Raw genomic sequence first — 18,808 nt, 5'->3', positions numbered from 1 at the left:
AATAGGGATCAAGATCACGTCACCCGGAGGTTTGACGGGATCTCAAGCAGGGTTGACGGAGGCGCTCCGGGCCCCCGGCGACCGCACCGTACCGCGACGGGTCTAGCCTCACCGATGTGGACAATTCTCCCCCTGACACCTCGGACGGGGGCGCCTCGGACGGGGCCGCCCCGGCCCGCACCGCGCGGCCGCGCGTCGGCCACATCCAGTTCCTGAACTGCCTGCCCCTGTACTGGGGTCTGGCCAGGACCGGCACCCTGCTCGACTTCGAGCTCACGAAGGACACCCCGGAGAAGCTCAGCGAGCAGCTGGTGCGCGGGGAGCTGGACGTGGCGCCGGTGACCCTGGTCGAGTTCCTGAAGAACGCCGATGATCTGGTCGCCTTCCCGGATCTGGCTGTCGGCTGCGACGGGCCCGTCATGTCCTGCGTGATCGTTTCGCAGGTGCCGCTGGACCGCCTGGACGGGGCACGGGTCGCGCTCGGCTCGACCTCGCGTACCTCCGTACGGCTCGCGCAGCTCCTCCTCGCGGAGAAGATCGGCGTACGGCCCGACTACTACTCCTGCCCGCCCGACCTCGGCCTGATGATGCAGGAGGCGGACGCCGCCGTCCTGATCGGGGACGCCGCGCTGCGCGCGAACCTCATCGACGGCCCGCGGCTCGGCCTGGAGGTCCATGACCTGGGCCGGATGTGGAAGGACTGGACGGGCCTGCCGTTCGTCTTCGCGGTGTGGGCCGCGCGGCGCGACTACCTCGCGCGTGAGCCGGAGGTCGTACGGGAAGTGCATCAGGCGTTCCTCGCGTCGCGGGACCTGTCCCTGGACGAGGTCGCGAAGGTGTCGGAGCAGGCCGCGCGCTGGGAGGCGTTCGACGCGGGCGTGCTGGAGCGGTACTTCACGACGCTGGACTTCCGCTTCGGTGCGGCGCAGCTCGCGGGGGTGGCGGAGTTCGCGCGCCGCGTCGGGCCGTCGACCGGGTTCCCGGCGGACGTGAACGTGGAACTGCTGCGGCCGTAGGGCCGGTGGCGGCCCCGGGGTCCGTGCGCCCCGGGGCCCGGCCGGTCAGGCGGCCGGTACGGGCGCCTTCATGTGCTCGCTGATCCACTGGATCGGCCCGTTCCCCATGCCGGGCACGTACGAGTGGGCGCTGTGGGTGCCGCCCTGGATGACGTTCAGGCGCGTCTTGACCGGGCCCTTCCCGTACTCCTTCATGAACGCCTCCAGGTTCGCCTGCCCCTTCTCCGCCGTTCCGACCTGGAAGGCGATGTCGACCTCGGGGCCGCCGCGCGCGATCAGGCGCCGGGCGAGCCGCCCCGGGTCGTTGGCGAGGCGCTCCGTCTCGTGGCCTCGCCACAGGGGCGAGTCGGGCACCGTGTCCGGGCCGCTCGCGATGACCGCCCGGAACCGGTCCGGGTGCTTCAGGACCGACTTCAGGCCCACGAATCCGCCCGACGACGAGCCCATGAAGGCCCAGCCGTCACGCGAGTCGAAGGTACGGAAATTCGCCTTCACGAAATCCGGCACGTCATCCGTCATCCAGGTGCCCATTCGCGGCTGTCCCGGTATGTCACTTCCGTCGTAATAGAACTTGTCATCGGGATTGAGGACGGGCATCACGACGACGAACGGCAGGCTCTTTCCTTGTCGTGACCACTTCGCGATGGAGCTCTCCAGCTTCAGGTCGGTGCCCATCCAATAGTTATTGGGGTAGCCGGGGCCGCCGGGCAGCGCGATGAGTACGGGGAAGCCGCTGTGCGCGTACTTCGGGTCGAAGTATTGCTTGGGAGCCCAGACCCATACCTTTCCGGTGAACCCCGACTTCTTGCCGCGCAGCGTCGTCACGCCGATCTTGGTGCCGTCTTCCAGGGTGCTTTCCGTGACGAAGTCCGCGCGCGGCCCCGTCGGCATCCGGCTGCCGCTGGCCTTCGCCCGCTGGGTGGCACCCGGGTCCGGGGAGGCGGACGACTTCGGGTTGTCGAACGTGACCGGCTCGGGCTCGTCGGACGAGCAGCCGGAGAGGACGGCCACGGCCAGTGCGGCGGCCACGAGGGCGGCTGGGCGGGTCGGGCGGCGGTTCATGGCGCTCCAAGAAGGCGTGCGGGGCGTACGGGGAGACGTGCCGTACGGGGAGTCGTGCGGGGAGCCGTACGGGGCAATCTGGTCATTTACGGATAGATAGATGGCGGCGGGCCGCCGTCCGTTCCCGGCTGCGCGCCCGCGCGCCCCGCCGCATTACGCTGGCCGTCGACACGGGCACGCGGCGGACACCGGCGGACGCCGGGGGACCAACCGGCGGGCGCCGCGTGGGCATGCGGTCAGCGCGTCTGGGGGAGGCCTTCGCCATGCACCCGCTCGAAGCGGACGAACCCGCCGTCATCGGCCCCTACCGGCTGCTCGGACGCCTCGGCTCCGGCGGCATGGGACGGGTCTACCTGGGCCGCAGCACCGGCGGTCGCACCGTCGCCGTGAAGATCGTCCACCCGCACTTCGCCCTCGACGAGGAGTTCCGCGCCCGGTTCCGCCGCGAGGTCGACGCGGCGCGGCGGGTCGGCGGCGACTGGACCGCCCCCGTCCTGGAGGCCGACCCGGAGGCGTCGGTGCCGTGGGTGGCGACGGCGTACGCGGCCGGGCCGTCCCTGACCGAGGCGGTGCGGGACGGCGGCGCCCTGCCCGAGCACTCGGTACGCGTCCTGGGCGCGGGCCTGGCCGAGGCCCTCGCGCACGTCCACGGCCTCGGCCTGGTCCACCGCGACGTGAAGCCCTCCAACGTGCTGCTCACCATGGACGGCCCCCGCCTCATCGACTTCGGCATCGCCCGCGCCACCGACGGCACCGCCTCCCTCACCTCGACGGGCGTGTCCATCGGCTCGCCCGGCTACATGTCCCCGGAGCAGATCCTCGGCAAGGGCGTCACCGGCGCCGCCGACGTCTTCTCCCTCGGCGCCGTCCTCGTCTACGCCGCGACCGCGGGCACCCCCTTCCCCGGCGACTCCTCCGCCGCCCTGCTCTACAAGGTCGTCCACGCGGAGCCCGAACTCGGCTCCCTCACCGGCGACTTCCACGACCTCGTCGCCGCCTGCCTCGCCAAGGACCCCGCCGACCGCCCGGCCCCCGCCGCCCTGGCCCGCCACCTCGCCCCCGAGGGCGCCGCGTCACTGGTGGCGGCGGGCTGGCTGCCGGGGCCGGTGGTGGAGCGGGTGAGCCGGAGCGCGGTGCGGCTGCTCGACCTGGAGGTGGACCACACCGGCGGCGCGGACGGCGGGAACGGGTCGGGTGCCGCGCCGGTTCCGCTGTCGGGGCCGGTGCCGTTCACCGGGGCGGCGGGGGTGTTCGGGCCGCCGGATGCCTCGTACGGGGCGCAGGGCGGGGCGGGGCCGTACGGGGGTGTGGCTCCGGCGAGGACCGACGCGGGGGCGCCCGCTGCGGCGCCGGTCGACGGAGCGGTCGGCGGGGGGTCGTTCGGCGCACCGGCCAACGCCGCACCGGCCAACGCGACCCCGTCCAACGCAGCAGCCAACGCACCGGCGAACGCGGCCCCGTCCGACGCCCCGCCCACCGGCGGCCTCTCGCTCTCCGTCGCCGCGACATCCGCGCCCGTGAGCCCCGACGGCCGTGGCCGCAGGGTGAGTTGCACGGTGGCGCTCGCCGTCGCCGGAGCGCTGGCGGCCGTCACCGTGGGGTCGGTCTTCGTGTTCAACCTGCTGCCGGGGGACGGCGGCGGCGCCAAGGACTCGGCGGGGCGCCAGCCGAGCGCGACGGGAGACGCGGGGGAGACGGGCGCGACGGGTGTCGTGCCGGTGCGCTACCTCGGCGAGTGGCGCGGCAAGGCGTCGGCGCGCGAGGGCCTCGTACCGCTCGGCACGTTCGACGTGACCGTACGCCAGGTGCCGCGGGCCGGGCAGCGGATCGGCGCGGTGACGCAGACGGACCTCGTCGGCGACAAGTGCGTGGACATCCTGACCCTCAAGTCGGCCTCGCCCAAGGAGCTCGTGGCCACGGGCGTCGGCGCCAAGGACAACCCGGACCAGTGCTCCCAGGCCTCCCATACGGTGCGATTGCGACCGGTCGGGTCGGAGCTGCAGTACACCTCCGAGGACCCGAAGGCGGGGGATCCGGCGGCGCGGCTCGCGAAGGTCAAGTGACCGTCGACGGCCCGTGGCGCCCGTGGGCCGGGGGACATATGTGCACCTGCAGGGCTATGGGGGATTAGTCGACTGGTGGGAATTGTGCGGAAGTCGGGGGATCGCCGGGGCTGGTAAACCTGGGATTGACAGGTGCGGTAGCGTCCCACGTGGCAGTTGAGATTCTTTACTTTCGTGATACGGGGAGGTACCGATGGCTGACGACATCGACCGCGGTGCAAAACTCGAGAAGCTTCAGAAGCTGTACGAGGCGTTCCAGAAGAAGGAGGGTGAGGTCCGCGACCTGATCCACCTCCTGGACGGCCAGGCCAACGACAGCCACGGCTTCTGGAAGGGTCCGGGCGCTGACCGGTTCCGCGACGACTGGCGTGAGTTCAAGCCGCAGCTGAACCGCCTCGCGGACTCGCTGGGCGACGCCTACAAGTCGGCCAAGAACAGCCACGACCGGATCGAGCAGGCAACGTCGGTCTGACGTGGCGCTCTGACGCCGCGGTACGCGAATGAGGGGGCCACCGGCAACGGTGGCCCCCTCACTTGCGTGGTCCGCCCCGGATACGCGCGTGGTCCGTGTCGGCGCGGGCGCCTGCCTCTCGGCGGGCGCCCGCCGCGCCTCAGGCGTCGAGGATCGCCTGCACCGGCATCATCTGCCCGCTGCGCACGAGAATGCCGCGCCCCACCGGCCCGCCGCCGGACCCGGTCGGCACCCGGACGTTGAACAGCTCGCCGTCCGACGCGCTCTGCGGGGACAGGATCAGCCCCTGGCGGGAGCGGCGCGCCTCGACCACGAAGCCGCGGTACTGCGAGCCGAGGGTGTCCGTGGCGCCCGCCGCGATGACCGCGATGCCGCCGTCGCGCCCGTTCTGCGCGACCTCCTCCAACGGCCGGTCCAGGGAACCGTCGTAGAGCATGTCCGCGTCGTCCGCCACGACGGCGTACTTGCCGTCCGCACGCTCGATCAGGTCCTTCAGGTCGCGTTCCGAGCTGTCGGCGGTCAGGACGCCGAGCACCCCGGCCTCGCCCTCCAGTGATCGCAACGGCGAACGGCGGGGGGTGACGAGGATGAGCGGCACCTGGTTCGCGAGGAGGGTCCGGGCCGCCACGAGGAGCGCCGTGGAGCGGCCGGATTTGGGCGGTCCCGCGATCACGAAGCCGGGGCCCGACTCCTCCAAGTCGATGCCGATCGGCTCCAGTTCGTCGCCGCCCACGCAGAACAGCGCCCACAGCGGCGACGGCGGCACGAACGCCGGGTCGAGGGCGCGGGTCTGCTCCAGGGTGATGCGCATGGGCAGTTCGTCCACGCGCAGCGGACGGCGCTCGCGCGGCGGCGTCGGGTGCCTGCGCTGCGCCTCCTGGGCGATCTCCCGCAGGGCCGCGACCTGGGCCTGGCCCGAGGGGTCCGGCGCGAGGAGGGCGATCTGGCTCTCCTGGACGCCGTGGTCGGTCAGGCGCAGGGCACGTCCGGACGGCATGTCCTTGGGCACCTCACGGGCGGACAGGCCCGCCAGGGAGTACTCGTTGGCGTCCGTGAGCCGCAGGATCAGCTTGTCGGCGAACGACGGTGAGATCTGCCCGCTGAAGCCGCTGCGGTCGGCGGTCATGACGACCTTGACGCCGACCGCGGCGCCCTCCCGGAAGATCTTCACGATCATGTCGACGAGCCGGCCGTAGTCGATGCTCTCCAGGGCCGCGACGTAGCCCTCCCAGTTGTCGAGGAGCAGCACCATCCACGGCAGCCGGTCCGCGGGCGCGGCGATGGCCCGCTGCTCGGCCGCGCTGGAGAGGCCCTCCAGGGCGAGGAACTGCTGGCGGCGGGAGATCTCGGCGGACAGCCGGTCGAGCAGGCGGCGCACCCGGTCGGGCTGGTCGCGGGTGACGATGGCGCCGCAGTGCGGCAGGTTGGCCAGCGGGAGCAGGGCGTTGGCGCCGCAGTCGATGCCGTACATGTGCACGTCGGCGGGCGAGGTGTCGCGCGCCAGCGATCCGGCGAGGCTGCGCAGCGCCGTGGACCGGCCCGAACGCGCGCCACCGGCCAGCATGATGTGCTCGCCGTGCACCAGGTCGAGTGCGAGGGGCGTACGGCGCTGCTGTGCGGGCAGGTCGGTGAGGCCGATGCGGATGGGCGCCACCTCGTCGGCCGCGCGGGGCTCCTCCTCGGGGGCGTCCGGCAGCTCGCCCAGCCAGAGCAGGTCGGGCAGCGGGGGCAGCCACGGGCTGCGCTGCTCGCCGAAGCCCATCAGCTCGGCGCCCTCGCGGATCGCGCCGACCAGCACGCTCAGGTCCGTGACCAGCGTGCCGTCGTCGTCGTTCGTGGCGAGCCGGGGCGCCGGGCGGCCGAACGCGGCCCAGTCCACCGGGAACGCGGTCGCCTTCGGCCGGTCGGAGTCGTTGCTGGGCCTGCGGCCACCGATCCGCGCGGACTGCACGGCCACGAGGGACTGCGCCCCGGACCGTACGTAGGCACGTCCTGGCGTGGACTTGGCGATGGCGCCCGCGTCCGGGGCGTCGATCACGTCGGAGGACTCGCCGCCGTCGGTCACGCGCAGGGCGATGCGGAGGTTGGTGTTGGCGCGGATGTCGGCGCTCACCACACCGGCGGGCCGCTGGGTGGCCAGGATCAGGTGGACGCCCAGGGAGCGGCCGCGGCGGGCGATGTCGACGAGGCCCGCGATGAAGTCGGGGAGTTCGGCGACGAGGGACGCGAACTCGTCGATGATCAGGACGAGCCGGGCCATCGGTTCGAGCTCGGGGCGGATCTTGCGGGTGTCGTTGTAGTCCTCGATGTCCTTGGTGCCCGTGTCGAAGAGGATCTCCTCGCGCCGCTTGAGTTCGGCGGCGAGCGAGGCGAGGGCGCGCTCGGTGAGGTGGGCGTCGAGGTCGCTGACCATGCCGACGGTGTGCGGCAGTTGGGCGCAGTCCTGGAAGGCGCTGCCGCCCTTGTAGTCGATGAGGACGAAGTTCAGGGCGTCGGGGCGGTTGGCGAGCGCCAGCGAGGCGATGATCGTCTGCAGGAGTTCGGACTTGCCCGCGCCGGTGGTGCCCGCGACCAGGGCGTGCGGTCCGTCCTTGCGGATGTCCAGGGTGAAGACGCCGTCGGCGGCGATGCCGATGGGCACCGAGGTGGTGGAGCCGCCCTGGCGCCAGATCTTGGCGACGTCCGCGCCCGCCGGGTCCGGCATGCCGAGCAGCGAGAGCAGCCGGGCCGCCGTCGGCAGCGCCGCGTCGGCGTCGTCCTGGCTGACGTCGCGCACCGGCGCCAACGACCGCGTCACCAGCTCGCACCACGCGCCGGACACCTGGTCGGCCAGGACGTCACCGACGTCCTCCAGGCCGCCGCCGCTGATCCGCACATGGCCCGGCCGGTCCGGCAGGCCGATCACGGCCGCCTTGCACTCCTCCGGCAGCAGCCGGTCGTCCTCGTCGATGCAGACCGCGAAGATGCCGTGCTGCGGGCCCTCCTGGAGCAGTTGCGGTACGCCGGGCATGCGCCGCAGCAGCCGCGCACCGTCCAGGACGAGCAGCGTGAACGGGTCGGGGCGCAGCCGGTTGGAGGCCCCGAAGTCCGACGAGCTGGCCTTGCGGCGCTCCAGCTCGGCCTGCAGCTCGTGGATGCGGCGGCCGACGACCTCCGGCTCCGCGCCGACCAGCGACAGGCAGTCCTGGCCGCTCTGCGGCGCCGTGTGCGGCAGCCAGTGCGCCCAGTCCCAGGCGGCCTTGGCGTCGGGGTTGGCGGAGAGCACGACGAGGGAGAGGTCGCGGGGGCTGTGCAGGCCGGTGGCCTGGGCCAGCAGCCAGCGGGCCACGGCGAGGCCGATGCGGCGCTCACCGGCCACGCCGATCACGCCCAGTTCGGGCAGCGGCAGGACCACGGGGACGTCGGCGATGAGGGGCGGCTGCGGCGGGTCGTCGAAGCTGCTGCCCTTGGCGGCCCGCAGCTCGATCTCGGCGGGCAGTTCGGCGAGGCCCACGCGGAGCTGCAGGACGTCGGGGTCGACGAGGCGCCGCTCCCACAGGCGACGGCGCGGGCCGGTCGCGTACAGGAGGAGTTCCGCCGGGTCCGGGTGGGCGGCGCGGCGGGCCCGCTGGTCGTTCTTGCCGAGCTCGATCACCTGCGCGTCGAACTCGACCAGGGCGCGCTGGTAGTCCTTCACTTCCTGCTTGTACTTCTTGCGCGTGTGGCGGGCCTCGCTGAACCAGTAGCCGAGCATCATCAGCGGGCTCATCGCGCAGAACAGCAGCGTGTAGACCTGCTTGGTCATGAAGTACATCGTCAGGCCGAAGATGGCGGGGATGAACGACGTGATGAGCTGCAGCCGCGGCCCCTCGCCCTTCACCGGCTCGGCGGGCACGGTGAGCCGGGGGCGGTGCCGCAGCGGGGAGAAGCGGGGCGGGCGGTTGTAGGCGTACCCGCCGTCGTCCGTCGGTGCCAGGTGCGCGTCCGGGGCCTCCGCCTCCGCCAGGACGAGGCGGGTGTCGCCGACGCGGATGAGCTGGCCCGCGGGCCAGGGGCAGTCGGTGGCGACGGGGGAGTCGTCCAGTGCCAGGGGTACGCCGTCCTGCGGATGCAGCGTGACCTCACCGCTGACGTTCACCGACAGGCGGAACGCGAGGCCGGGGACGGACGGGTCGGCCACGGGGAGCGTGCAGGCGGGGTCGGAGCCGACGCTCACCGTGCCCGCCTGGACGCGGGTGATGCGGCCGGTGTCCGGGCCGCCGCACACCCGCAGCTCGAACCGGCCCGCGGGCTCGCCCGCGCGCAGGAACGGGCCGATGGAGTCGTCCGTGGTGACGCGCACACCGTCGCGCAGCGCGGAGGACGCGGGCGCCGCGGGGTCGTGCAGCGTCCCGTCCACCCACAGGCTCGGCGGGCCCCCGAACCCCTGGGCCTTCGGCGCGGCGGGCCCGACCCCCAGCGACGCGGGAAACCGCCCCGTGACCACATTGCTGGAGTCGGCCGCGACGGTGAGACAGGCCGCGGCGTCGGCGACCGTCGCGTCCTCCTCGACGGCCAGGAACACGTCCTGCGCCGCCGCGCCCTCCCGCACGACGGTCACCATTACCCGCATACCGACAAATTCCTCTCGGCCTCAGCCCGCACTCACCACAACCACGACAAAGCGACGCCCGAACTCCCGGGCGCCTTCACTCGCCTTACTTGTCCTTCTTGGGATCCTTGGCGTCCTTGACGGCCTGGTCGCATTGCCGGGCCACTTCGCGCAGCGCCTCGGCGACGTTGTCGCATTTGGTCTTCCAGCCGCCCAGGTCGCCACGCACATCGTCCGCGTGCGGCCCGGCCCACTCCTTCATCTGTTTCGTCGAGAAGTCGCGCGTGGCCTTCGGCAGGTCCTCGATATGGTCCGCGAGGCTGCGCAACTGCCCAGCCCTTTTCGCCTGCTCCTGCAGCTCTGGATCCGCCACCTCGACTACCTCCCCGTTGGACTGGCGATACCGGTACGAGAGTACTCAGCGGCCCTCGGCGGTGTCGAAGGGCGGGATCGCGGGGGTGTGCGGGCGTGGAGTTCGCCGCGGTCTTTGCCGGGTTCCGTTGCAGTGAGTTGCCTGCTTTGGGGGGCTTGACCGGATATCGCTATTGGCGGAACTGCGGACCCTGTGGATAGCGTCAATCCGTCGGACGCGGCTCTGCGGTGGCGTCGGGAAGCGGCTTCGGTAAGCAAGGGTGCGGAAGCGTGTATTCCGTGGAGAAGCCGACGAAAATGTGATCCGCCTTAGGCGCGCACCGCGCCCGGGTACCGTACGCCGCACTCGACAAGCGCACGTCCCGCGATGTCTTCCGAGGATCAGAGGACCAGAGGAGTAGAGAAATGCCTGCTATGGATCCGGCCCGACGGCGACTGCGTCTCGCGGACGCGCACATCAGTGTGCTGGGACTCCTGGTGGAGGAGGGGGAGGTGCCGGCCGAGCTGGCGCAGGCGCGGGCGGAGTTGCGGGACGCGGGCATCCTGGACGCGGACGAGAAGATCTCGGCGGAGCTGTATCCGCTGGTGTCGACGCTGATGGAGCCGCACGTCATCGCCCGCGTGGAGATGACGGGCCCGCAGGGCGTGTCGACCAGCGGCGCGGTGGTCGGCAACGACTTCGTCTTCGCGCACGAGGGCTGGCCGGGCGAGGAGGAGTCGGAGTACGTCCCCGTGGAGCCGGAGATGCTCGTCTTCGCGCTGTCCCGGATGGTCGACCTGCACAAGGGGCCCGCCGACATCACGGACGCCGACGACGTCGGTGAGGAGATCGTCGCCACCATGGGCGTGCTCGACGCCGTCCTCGACCGGATGGAGTCCGAGGGCCACGAGGAGCACGCCGCCATCGCCGAGGCCGTGCGCGCCCCGGCCCGCCTGGCCGAGGTCCTCTCGCACCTCAACTGCATGTGGCGGATGACGGTCGCCTGGCCCGGTGGCGAGGACGTCCCGGACGGCCTCGGGGTCTCCGCGATCGCCGTCTGGGACTGCGGTCTCGAGGGCTACTGGATCCGGGAGGCACCGGCCGAGCCGGTCCGCGAGGGCCAGGTGGACGAGAGCAGTGAGCTGAAGGTGCGCCGCGTCACCGCCAAGGAGATCTGGGAGCTGATCACGGACCTCCTGCCCGATCAGGAGCAACTCCTCGTCGACCCGGCCGCGTAGGCCAGGCGGTCGTCCGAACGCAAGCCGAAGCGGTCGCCCGCAGGGAAGCCGCATGCAAGCCGAAGCGGTCGCCCGCAGGGAAGCCGCACCAGCACACGCGACGCAGTCAGGTTGGACTCAGGGGGACAAGTGACGGACAGCTCCATGCGCCTGGCCAAGCCGGCGGATCTTGAGCAGCTGGCGAAACTGATCGACGGCAAGGGCAACTTGCAGGACCGCCTGGACGAGGCCTTCACGCGCGCCTCGACCCTCGGCGTCCGGGACAAGCTCGCCCCGATCAACCCGATGTCGTCCTGGGTGACGACGACGGCTCCCGATCTGCGCAGGCGGGCGGCCATCATCCGGGCGGGGGACGGCGACCCGCTCGCCGCGGCCCTGTACGCGGGCTTCACGGCGGAGCAGCTGAAGGACGCGAACCTGCCGCCGGACATCATGCTCATCGCGAACGCCTCGGTGGCCAACGGCGGGAAGTTCGACCCCAGCTGGCTGAAGAAGGGGGAGCACGAGACCCTCAGCGACTGGATCACCCGCATCAAGGGCGAAGCCGTCGCGAAGATCACGGGCAATGAGAACCTGGGCGAAGTCGTCAGCGACTACATCGAGTTGACGGCGCTCGCCTCCACGGTTCCCGGAGCCTTCAAGGTCGCGGCATCGGGCACGTGGGGCCTCATCAAGTACTTCAGGAAGGGCGAGTTCCTGAAGGCGCCCGGTACGACGCTCGCGCAGATCCTGAAGGGCCAGGCGCCGAGCTACATTCCGTCGAGCATCGCCCGGCAGGGCGCCGCGATCGGCGCCAGGACACCGGCGGCGATCCTCAACGTCATGACGGGAGCGGACAACTACGCCGCCCTGGCCGGCAAGACCTGGGCGTGGGAAGCCAGCCTGCTCAAGGTCGGAAAGGGCGCGGCCGCCCTGAAGACGGCCACCGGCGGCAGCCGCCTCGCGGCCTTCGCCGCCGGTGCGGGCGCGGCGGCGAAGACCTCCGGCTGGTGGCGGGCCACCGGCATCGCCGGCAGCATCGCCGCCACCGGCATCGGCGCGTTCGACCTCGTCCAGCAGGGCAACCCCGTCGAGGCCTTCAAGCGGGACAAGGCCGGGTACATCTCGGACGTGTCCGGCGTGGCCTTCAACGCCTCCCTCACCGCCGCCATGATCGCCCCCAACCCGGTGACCATCGGCGCCGCCGCGGTCACGGGTGTCGTGTACGGCGTCTCGTCGGTGATCGACAACTGGGACAAGGTAAAACAGTTCCCCGGCAAGGTCGCCGAGGCCGGTACCTGGGCGAAGAACAAGGTCGGGGAAGGGTTGGACAAGGCCAAGGAAGGCGGCAAGAAACTTTTGAAGAAGCTCAATCCGTTCGGTTAGCGCGGCCGCACGGCCGACGGTGGCCGGGAAGTCGTACGGCCTCGGTGTCAGGAAAGTGGAGAAGGTCGGGAATGGTGAACGACGGGTTTTCCTTCGAGCTGCGGCGCGGTGAGCCGACGGGCCAGGTCCGGCTCCGCGACCGGGTCTACTGGTGGACCGGGGAGGTCGGCAACCTGGGCGGCGTCGAGCTGGCGTACCCGGCGCGCGAGGTGGTGCCCGTGGCCGACCGAGGGCTGTACGTGGGCACGGCGGTACGGGGCGACAGCATCCCGCCGTCCACCTTCCAGGGCCTCGGCTACACCGTGCGGCCGCGCCTGGCCCGCGGGGTGCTGACCGTCGCGGGCCAGGCGGCGACGTTCTCGCGGAGCACGTGGAGCACCGACAGGAGGGGCCGGGCGCTGCGGATCGCGGCGCTCGGGCGGGAGTACACGTACCGCGAGGACCGCGACAAGAGGCATCACACGCTGGAGCGCGCCGGTGCCTCCGTCGTGATGACGCGCTCCGGGTGGAAGAACCCGAAGACCATCTCCGGCACCACCGCCGGTGCGACGGACTCGGTGGACCTGAGCCTGGCGATCCTCTTCGAGGGCATCTACACCCGCAACTTGTCGCTGGGCGGAGCGATGATCTCCGCGCCCGGAAGGCTCTTCTCCCGCGTCGCCTCCTGAGCCCGCCCGCCCGGCCGGCGCGGGCCCGCCCGCGCCCCCCCAAGCGGCCCCGGCCCACCCCGGCCCACCCCGGCCCCCCCGTCCCTGTACCCCACACCCACCCCGCCATCAGGGGCGGGAGTACCACAAGCGAGACTGAGCGGCATGCCTTCACTCGACAGCTCCCGCGGCCGTTTCAAGTTCGCCGACCGCCACATCGCCGTCTTCGCCCACCTCCTGGAGAAGGAGACCCCGCCCGCCGAGCTGCACCACTCCCTCGGTGAGCTTCAGCAAATCGGTCTCGTGGGCGCCGAGGGTGAACTCTCCCCGCTGCTCCTGGAGTTCCTCACCGCGCTGGCCCGGCCGCTGGTGATGATCCAGGCCGAGGTGACCGGTCAGCACGGCACCCTCGTCCACGGTCTCGTCGTGGGGCAGGACGCCGTGTACTCGCACGACGCCTGGCCCGGCGAGGAGGAGTCGGAGTACGTACCGATCGAGCCGAAGACCCTGGTGTGGGAGCTGGCCCGCAAGGTGAAGCTGCGCCGGGGCGAGCAGGACGAGTCGGAGATCTCGGGCGTCACCGAGATCACCACGACGATGGGCGCCCTCGACGCGGTGTTCGCCGCGCTGGAGGGCGGGTCCGACGACCTGGACACCGCGAAGGCCGCGGCCGTCTCCGCCCTGGCCGCGGCGAGCGACCTCGCCGAGCCCGAGCTCACCGCGCTCGTCGACCTCACCCTGTCCCTGGACTCGACGTGGCGCGTGACCACGGCCTGGGGCGACGAGCGGGCGCAGGCGGCGGGCGAGTCGGTGCGCTCCATCGCCGTGTGGGACTGCGGCCCGCACGGGCACTGGCTGCGGGTACAGCCCGCGGAGCCGGTCCAGGAGGGCCAGGTCGGCCCCGAGAGCACGCTGCGGCTCGTGCGCTCCAACGCCGGTGAGGTCTGGGACAAGCTGGCCGACCTGCTGCCGGACAAGGCGGATCTTGTCGGTACCGGAGCGTCGGCCTAGCGCACGCGGTCACGCTCACAGCCGCGGTCCGGCGCACGGTCACGCGCACAGCCGCGGTCACGCTCGCACTCAGGGGGATGAGAAATGCGCAACGTCAATCCGGACGACCTGGATCAGCTCGCCAAGCTCATGGACGGCAAGGGCGGTCTGGCGGACAAGCTGGACGAGGCCTTCACCCGTGCCTCGACGCTGGGTGTCACCGACAAGCTGGGCCCCATCAAGCCCATGCGGTCCTGGGTCACCACGACCCCGCCCGACCTGCGCAAGCGCGCGACGCTCGTCCGCGGCGAGCAGCTCTTCGAGCGTGGCCACCGGGAGACGTACAGCGACTGGCTGGCGCGGATCGAGGCGTATTACCTCGCGAAGGTGCCCGGTCTCAAGGACCTCGGCGAGAAGGACATCGAGGCGTTCATCAAGACCGCCATGGAGGTCACCGGAGCTGCCAAGATCGGCGGCCTGACGCTGGCCGCGAGCCTCGGCATGGGCAACGTCTTCCTCAAGAACTCCTGGAAGCAGGGCCTGCTGCGGGCGGCCGTGGAGTCCTCCTGGCTGGGCAGAGGGTCCTTCCGCGCCGCCCTGCAGCGCAGCCTGCTGCGGATCCCCGCCGGTGAGCTGCGGTCGCTGTCGGCGCCGGGCAGCTGGCTGCCGGGACAGCTGGGCAACTTCTTCACCCGCAGCAGGCTCTACCAGCAGGCCAGCCGCGTTCCGTTCACGGCGGGGCTGCGGGCGGACCTGCTGTCGCGGGGCTGGGACGGGTTCCGCGCCCTGCCCGGGGTGCGCTCACCGCTCGTCACCCGGGGCATCAACTTCCTGGTCGGCTCGGACGCGCTCGCGGCCCGGTACGGCGGGCTGACGCACTCCGGGGCGTTTGTGACGCGCTCGGGGCAGGCCAACCTGTTGCGCATCGGGCGTTCGGCCGCGTACTTCCAGCGGCTCAACAACGCCCGGCCCGCCGTCATCGCGGCGGGCAAGACGGCGTCCCCGTTCCTCAAGGGCCTCGGCGCGGCGAGCAAGGCGGGTGGCTTCCTGCGCGTCGCCGGTGTCGGCGCCAGCGCCCTGTCGACCGGCGTCAGCGCGGCCAACGTCTGGGCGCAGGGGAATCCCGTCGAGGCGTTCAAGAAGAAGGGGGCCGGATATGTCGCGGATGTGGCGGAGGTCGGCTTCAACGCGTCCCTGACCGCCGCGATGGTCGCCCCCAACCCGTTCACCATCGGCGCCACCGTGGTGACCGGCGCCATCTACGGCGGGGCCAAGGTCGTCGAGCACTGGGACGACATCAAGGAGGGCGCGGGCAAGGCCAAGGACTGGGTCGGGGACAAGGCGAAGGACTTCGGCAAGAGCGTGGCGAAATCGAAGCTGAATCCCATGAACTGGTAGCCGCGCGAGCTGCCGCGGGCCCGTGCTCCACAATGGGGAATCATGTCGGAATTTCAGTTTGAGCTGGAGTGGTACCGGGGCAGGAAGCTCCCCGGCCACGCCACCAAGGTGCACGGGCTGACCGGGACGGTGGGTTCCTTCGGGGACGTCACCGTGGAGGTCGAGTGGCGCAAGCCGGGCCTCAAGGGCGGCCACCGGCAGTACGAGGTGCGGTTGTACGGGGAGCGGATGCCCGACGTGGTGTACCGGACGGTGGGTCCCCCCAAGCCGAGCCTGCGGAACGCGCGGTTCGACGTGGCCGGTGAGCGCGTTCCGCTCGACTACAACGCGAAGGCGCTCCGGAACAAGGACCGGGCGCTGCGGATGACGTGCCAGGGGCGGTCGTACGAGTACGTGGTGGCGGGCTTCGAGCGCGGGGCGACGCTCAGCCGTCCCGGGGTGGAGATCACCATGACCCGCGGCAAGAACCCGCGGGGCAAGAGGCACGGCAGCTTCGGCGCCGTGACGGGCGAGGCGGAGGCGGACGCGCTCGACCTGGCCCTGGCGATCGTCTTCGAGCACATCGAGACGCGTGAACTCACGGCGTCGGAGCGGGTGACGGGGCTGCTGGGCAGGGTGCTCGACCCGCGCCCCGGGGAGTCCAGCTACTAGCCGGTCCAGCTACCAGCCGGGGCCCGGCCCGGGCACCGGCTAGTAGCGACGTGGCCTCACCCCGGAGGGCTCAGCGCAACGCCCCCGGGGGCCTCAGCACAACGGCAGCCCGTCGAACTGCGCCGCGAGCCCCCGCTTGGTCTTGAACTTCTGGCCCGGCTTGAGGGTGTTGCAGCCGGAGTCGGGGGCGAAGGACCAGCGGACCTTGACCCGCTTCGTCGACGAGCACTTGTTCGTGACGTACGCGGTCTGCGAGATGATCCCCTTGTCGACCTTGACCTTGACGCACGAGGGGGCGGCGGCGCGCGCCTGCGCCGGTGCCGCGTGGGCCGTGCCGGTCATGGCGAGCACGGCGAGGCTGGTGGCCCCGACGGCTATGGACCGCTTTGCGAGCGAAAGCGTGCGCAACGTGATGTCTCCCATCGGTGAACGGGTCCCGGCCGCTGCCCGCCTCCGCGGAGAACGGGACGTCGACGGCAGCGGACCGGCCTTGGCACCGCCAGACTCTACTGGCCGGATTCCACCGCTCTTGAGCCGCTCCTCGACTCACCCGCGCCTCAGTGCTGCTGAGGCTGTGTGACCGGGTGCAGCGGGGCGGACAGGGCGTGCAGGAAAGCGGCGCGGTCGCGGGTGGCGACGGTCAGGAACTCCCCGCGCCGGGTGGCGATGACCACGCTGTCCATGCCCATCGGCAGGCCCCAGGCGCCACCCATGAGCCGGGGGTTGGCGTGGCTGCCCTTGGCGTCGGGGGAGAGGACGTTGGGGGTGTTCAGCGAGGTGGCGTAGCGCTGAGGGGCGCTGGGGAGCTGGCCCTGGGCGGCGGCGCGGACCGACGCCGGGTCGATGTCCGTCAGCGGGAGGCGCTCGCGGCCGACGCGCAGCGTCGTGGCGTCGATCTCGATGCGGTGGTAGATCCGCTTCGATATCGGCACGGCGAGACACGGCAGCAACAACAGGAGGAAAGCCCCGGAGACCCCAAGCCAGACACCGAAGTCGTCAGGCAGGGTTTCCACCCCCATGTAGCCAATTCCGGCCAGATAGATGCCAATGCACACACTGGACCAGGTCTTCGGCGATTTCTCGACGTACGTCATGTTTCTTCCTTGTCGGATCCGGCCTGGTAAGAGGCGCTGCGGGCGATCCGACGCTACTCAAACGGCGTGCGGTTTCGCCAGAGCGAACGCCGCCGACGTGAGGCGTCGATCGGCCCGGCGCCGACGTGGGCGTACCGTCGCCCCATGCTTCTCTGGCTCAACGGCCCCTTCGGCGGGGGCAAGACGCAGACCGCGTTCGAGATCCAGCGGCGGCTGCCGGGCAGCGTCGTCTGTGATCCGGAGTACGTCGGGTTCGGGCTGCATCGGATGCTGCCGCCCGCGTTGCGCGGTGACTTCCAGGATCTGCCGGTGTGGCGGCAGGCGGTGTACGACGTGCTCGATCTGGCGCTGGCCAAGCACGAGGGGACGGTGATCGTCCCGATGACGGTGGTCGAGCCCGCGTACTTCCAGGAGACCGTCGGGCGGTTGCGTGAACGCGGGCACGACGTACGGCACTTCGCGCTGCTCGCCGACCGGCGCACCGTGCTGAAGCGGCTGCGCGAGCGCGGTCTCGGGCATGTCGTGCGGGTCGTCGGCGGGCGGGACGTCCCGCTGCGGCGTGAGAGCTTCGCCGTCTCGAAGCTCGACCTCTGCCTGGAGCGGCTGCGGGAGCCGGAGTTCGCCGAGCAGGTGTGGACGGATCACGTCTCCGTCGCGCGGACCGCCGACCGGATCGCCGCGTCCACGGGACTCACCCTCGCACCGAACACGGACAACGCGGTGCGGGGGCGGCTGCGGCGCGCGTGGACCGGCGTCAAGCACATGCGGTTCGACTGAGGCGGCGCGCGGGGTGGGGGAGCGTGGGGGCGCCTTCGCCGTCGTGCCGTCGTGGCCGCCCGCCGGCTCACCGGAGCCGGTGGGCGGCCACGACGACGTCACCTCGTCACCGGCGGCCGAGCGCCCGCTTCAGTCGCTTGCCGGACGGCGACTCGTCCAGCGTCTTCCACAGCTTCGCCGAGCTGGTGGACGTGTAGACGCCGGGAGCGCCCTGGTCGCCGCAGCCGTCGCCGTAGGAGACCACGCCGATCTGGATGGGGTCCTGGCGGCCGGGCACGGTGCGGAAGATGGGGCCGCCGCTGTCGCCCTGGCAGGAGTCCTTGCCCTCGACTCCGGCGCAGAAGTTGACCTTGGAGCTGTAGCCGTTGTAGCTGACCTTGCACTCGTTGTGGGAGAGGATCGGCACCTTGACCTGGCGGAGCCGGTCCGGGGTGTGGGTCATCGCGGTGTCCGTGTTGCCCCAGCCCGCGACGGTCGCCTTCTGGCCGGGGCGCAGCAGCGAGTCGGTGCCCTGGGTGGGCAGCTTGACCGGGCTGATGCCGCGGACCGGCTTGTCCAGCTGGATGAAGGCGACGTCGTACGCCTCCTGGCCCTTGAGGTAGCGGGGGTGGACGACGATGCTGCCCCGGCTGCCGGTGCCCTTCGTCTTGGCGTTGCGTATCTGGCCCTGTCCGCTCTTGGAGAGGACCGTACGGCCGACGGCGACCTGCACGGTCTTCGCCTTGACCGGCTTGCCCGCGTCGTCGACGAGGCAGTGTGCCGCCGTCATGACGACGTCTGCCGAGATGAGGCTGCCGCCGCAGAACTGGCGGTCGAAGGCGCTGCCGGACCCCTTCTCCAGGACGGCCACCATGAACGGGTAGGCGTCGTTGGAGACTTCGGTGCCGCCGATGATCGCGTTGGCGGCGGGCGCGCTGGTCGCCACCAGGGCGAGGGCGGTCGCGGCGGTCGCGGCGGCGAGGGTGGCGCGGGACGCGCGGCTCGTGCTGGTGGTGTCACCGGCCGCGCGGGTGGTGCGGGAAGGACGTGAAGGAAAGGAAAGTCTCATGGGGGTTGAATTTCTCTTTCGATGGATTTGTTGAGTTTTGCAGCGCCTTGTCGGAGCCGATACGG

At 71.5% G+C, this 18,808-nt stretch carries 16 protein-coding genes; 10 read left to right on the top strand and 6 right to left on the bottom strand.

What is annotated here, in order from left to right; all coding sequences use genetic code 11:
- Nucleotides 1-203 precede the first annotated feature (203 nt).
- Nucleotides 204-1,016 carry a menaquinone biosynthetic enzyme MqnA/MqnD family protein gene (locus IE274_RS23035; protein WP_372447275.1) on the top strand — a complete coding sequence of 271 codons (813 nt, stop codon included), beginning with the start codon at nucleotides 204-206 and terminating at the stop codon, nucleotides 1,014-1,016.
- Between the two features lie 45 nt (nucleotides 1,017-1,061).
- Here IE274_RS23035 and IE274_RS23030 read toward each other — a convergent pair whose 3' ends face one another.
- Complete coding sequence (locus IE274_RS23030) at nucleotides 1,062-2,078, bottom strand: alpha/beta hydrolase (protein ID WP_190117725.1); 1,017 nt, start codon at nucleotides 2,076-2,078, stop codon at nucleotides 1,062-1,064.
- 263 nt (nucleotides 2,079-2,341) lie between these two features.
- On the opposite strand from IE274_RS23030, the gene IE274_RS23025 reads away from it, so the two are divergent.
- Together IE274_RS23025 and IE274_RS23020 are read left to right on the top strand one after the other, a co-directional pair.
- Nucleotides 2,342-4,141: a serine/threonine-protein kinase gene (locus IE274_RS23025; protein ID WP_190117724.1), complete on the top strand. Its 1,800-nt coding sequence runs from the start codon at nucleotides 2,342-2,344 to the stop codon at nucleotides 4,139-4,141.
- Nucleotides 4,142-4,334: 193 nt separating this feature from the next.
- Nucleotides 4,335-4,613 carry a WXG100 family type VII secretion target gene (locus IE274_RS23020; protein WP_051811534.1) on the top strand — a complete coding sequence of 93 codons (279 nt, stop codon included), beginning with the start codon at nucleotides 4,335-4,337 and terminating at the stop codon, nucleotides 4,611-4,613.
- Nucleotides 4,614-4,752: 139 nt separating this feature from the next.
- Here the strand turns inward: IE274_RS23020 and IE274_RS23015 are convergent, their stop codons facing one another.
- Nucleotides 4,753-9,204 carry a type VII secretion EssC family protein gene (locus IE274_RS23015; protein WP_190117723.1) on the bottom strand — a complete coding sequence of 1,484 codons (4,452 nt, stop codon included), beginning with the start codon at nucleotides 9,202-9,204 and terminating at the stop codon, nucleotides 4,753-4,755.
- Nucleotides 9,205-9,289: 85 nt separating this feature from the next.
- Nucleotides 9,290-9,556 carry a hypothetical protein gene (locus IE274_RS23010; protein WP_190117722.1) on the bottom strand — a complete coding sequence of 89 codons (267 nt, stop codon included), beginning with the start codon at nucleotides 9,554-9,556 and terminating at the stop codon, nucleotides 9,290-9,292.
- A 404-nt stretch (nucleotides 9,557-9,960) separates the two neighbouring features.
- On the opposite strand from IE274_RS23010, the gene IE274_RS23005 reads away from it, so the two are divergent.
- From IE274_RS23005 to IE274_RS22980, 6 genes are all read left to right on the top strand, one after another.
- Nucleotides 9,961-10,773 (top strand): hypothetical protein, encoded by an 813-nt coding sequence (locus IE274_RS23005; protein WP_190117721.1) that lies wholly within the window; start codon nucleotides 9,961-9,963, stop codon nucleotides 10,771-10,773.
- Nucleotides 10,774-10,902: 129 nt separating this feature from the next.
- Nucleotides 10,903-12,138: a mucin-2 gene (locus tag IE274_RS23000; protein WP_190117720.1), complete on the top strand. Its 1,236-nt coding sequence runs from the start codon at nucleotides 10,903-10,905 to the stop codon at nucleotides 12,136-12,138.
- Nucleotides 12,139-12,209: 71 nt separating this feature from the next.
- Nucleotides 12,210-12,806, top strand: coding sequence for a hypothetical protein (locus IE274_RS22995; protein ID WP_190117719.1), 597 nt, complete (start codon nucleotides 12,210-12,212; stop codon nucleotides 12,804-12,806).
- A gap of 144 nt (nucleotides 12,807-12,950) precedes the next feature.
- A complete protein-coding gene (locus tag IE274_RS22990; protein ID WP_190117718.1) occupies nucleotides 12,951-13,796 on the top strand; it encodes a hypothetical protein in 846 nt (281 codons plus the stop codon).
- 84 nt (nucleotides 13,797-13,880) lie between these two features.
- Entirely contained in the window at nucleotides 13,881-15,173 is a 1,293-nt protein-coding gene (locus tag IE274_RS22985) for a PE-PGRS family protein (protein ID WP_190117717.1), read from the top strand.
- A gap of 42 nt (nucleotides 15,174-15,215) precedes the next feature.
- On the top strand, nucleotides 15,216-15,824 hold the full coding sequence (locus IE274_RS22980) for a hypothetical protein (protein WP_190117716.1): 609 nt from the start codon (nucleotides 15,216-15,218) through the stop codon (nucleotides 15,822-15,824).
- Nucleotides 15,825-15,917: 93 nt separating this feature from the next.
- On the opposite strand, the gene IE274_RS22975 is transcribed toward IE274_RS22980, so the two are convergent.
- Both IE274_RS22975 and IE274_RS22970 read right to left on the bottom strand, forming a co-directional pair.
- Nucleotides 15,918-16,232, bottom strand: a complete 315-nt coding sequence (locus tag IE274_RS22975) for an alpha-amylase inhibitor (RefSeq protein WP_198897927.1) — start codon at nucleotides 16,230-16,232, stop codon at nucleotides 15,918-15,920.
- Nucleotides 16,233-16,381: 149 nt separating this feature from the next.
- Nucleotides 16,382-16,918, bottom strand: coding sequence for a hypothetical protein (locus tag IE274_RS22970; RefSeq protein WP_190117714.1), 537 nt, complete (start codon nucleotides 16,916-16,918; stop codon nucleotides 16,382-16,384).
- A gap of 144 nt (nucleotides 16,919-17,062) precedes the next feature.
- On the opposite strand from IE274_RS22970, the gene IE274_RS22965 reads away from it, so the two are divergent.
- Entirely contained in the window at nucleotides 17,063-17,695 is a 633-nt protein-coding gene (locus tag IE274_RS22965) for an AAA family ATPase (RefSeq protein WP_190117713.1), read from the top strand.
- A 106-nt stretch (nucleotides 17,696-17,801) separates the two neighbouring features.
- Here the strand turns inward: IE274_RS22965 and IE274_RS22960 are convergent, their stop codons facing one another.
- Entirely contained in the window at nucleotides 17,802-18,743 is a 942-nt protein-coding gene (locus IE274_RS22960; protein ID WP_190117712.1) for a S1 family peptidase, read from the bottom strand.
- Nucleotides 18,744-18,808 lie beyond the last annotated feature (65 nt).

This window comes from Streptomyces flavofungini (assembly GCF_014650815.1).
Classification (GTDB): domain Bacteria; phylum Actinomycetota; class Actinomycetes; order Streptomycetales; family Streptomycetaceae; genus Streptomyces; species Streptomyces flavofungini.
Note: the sequence above shows the minus strand (reverse complement) of the source record. Positions and strands in the feature narration are given on the sequence as shown.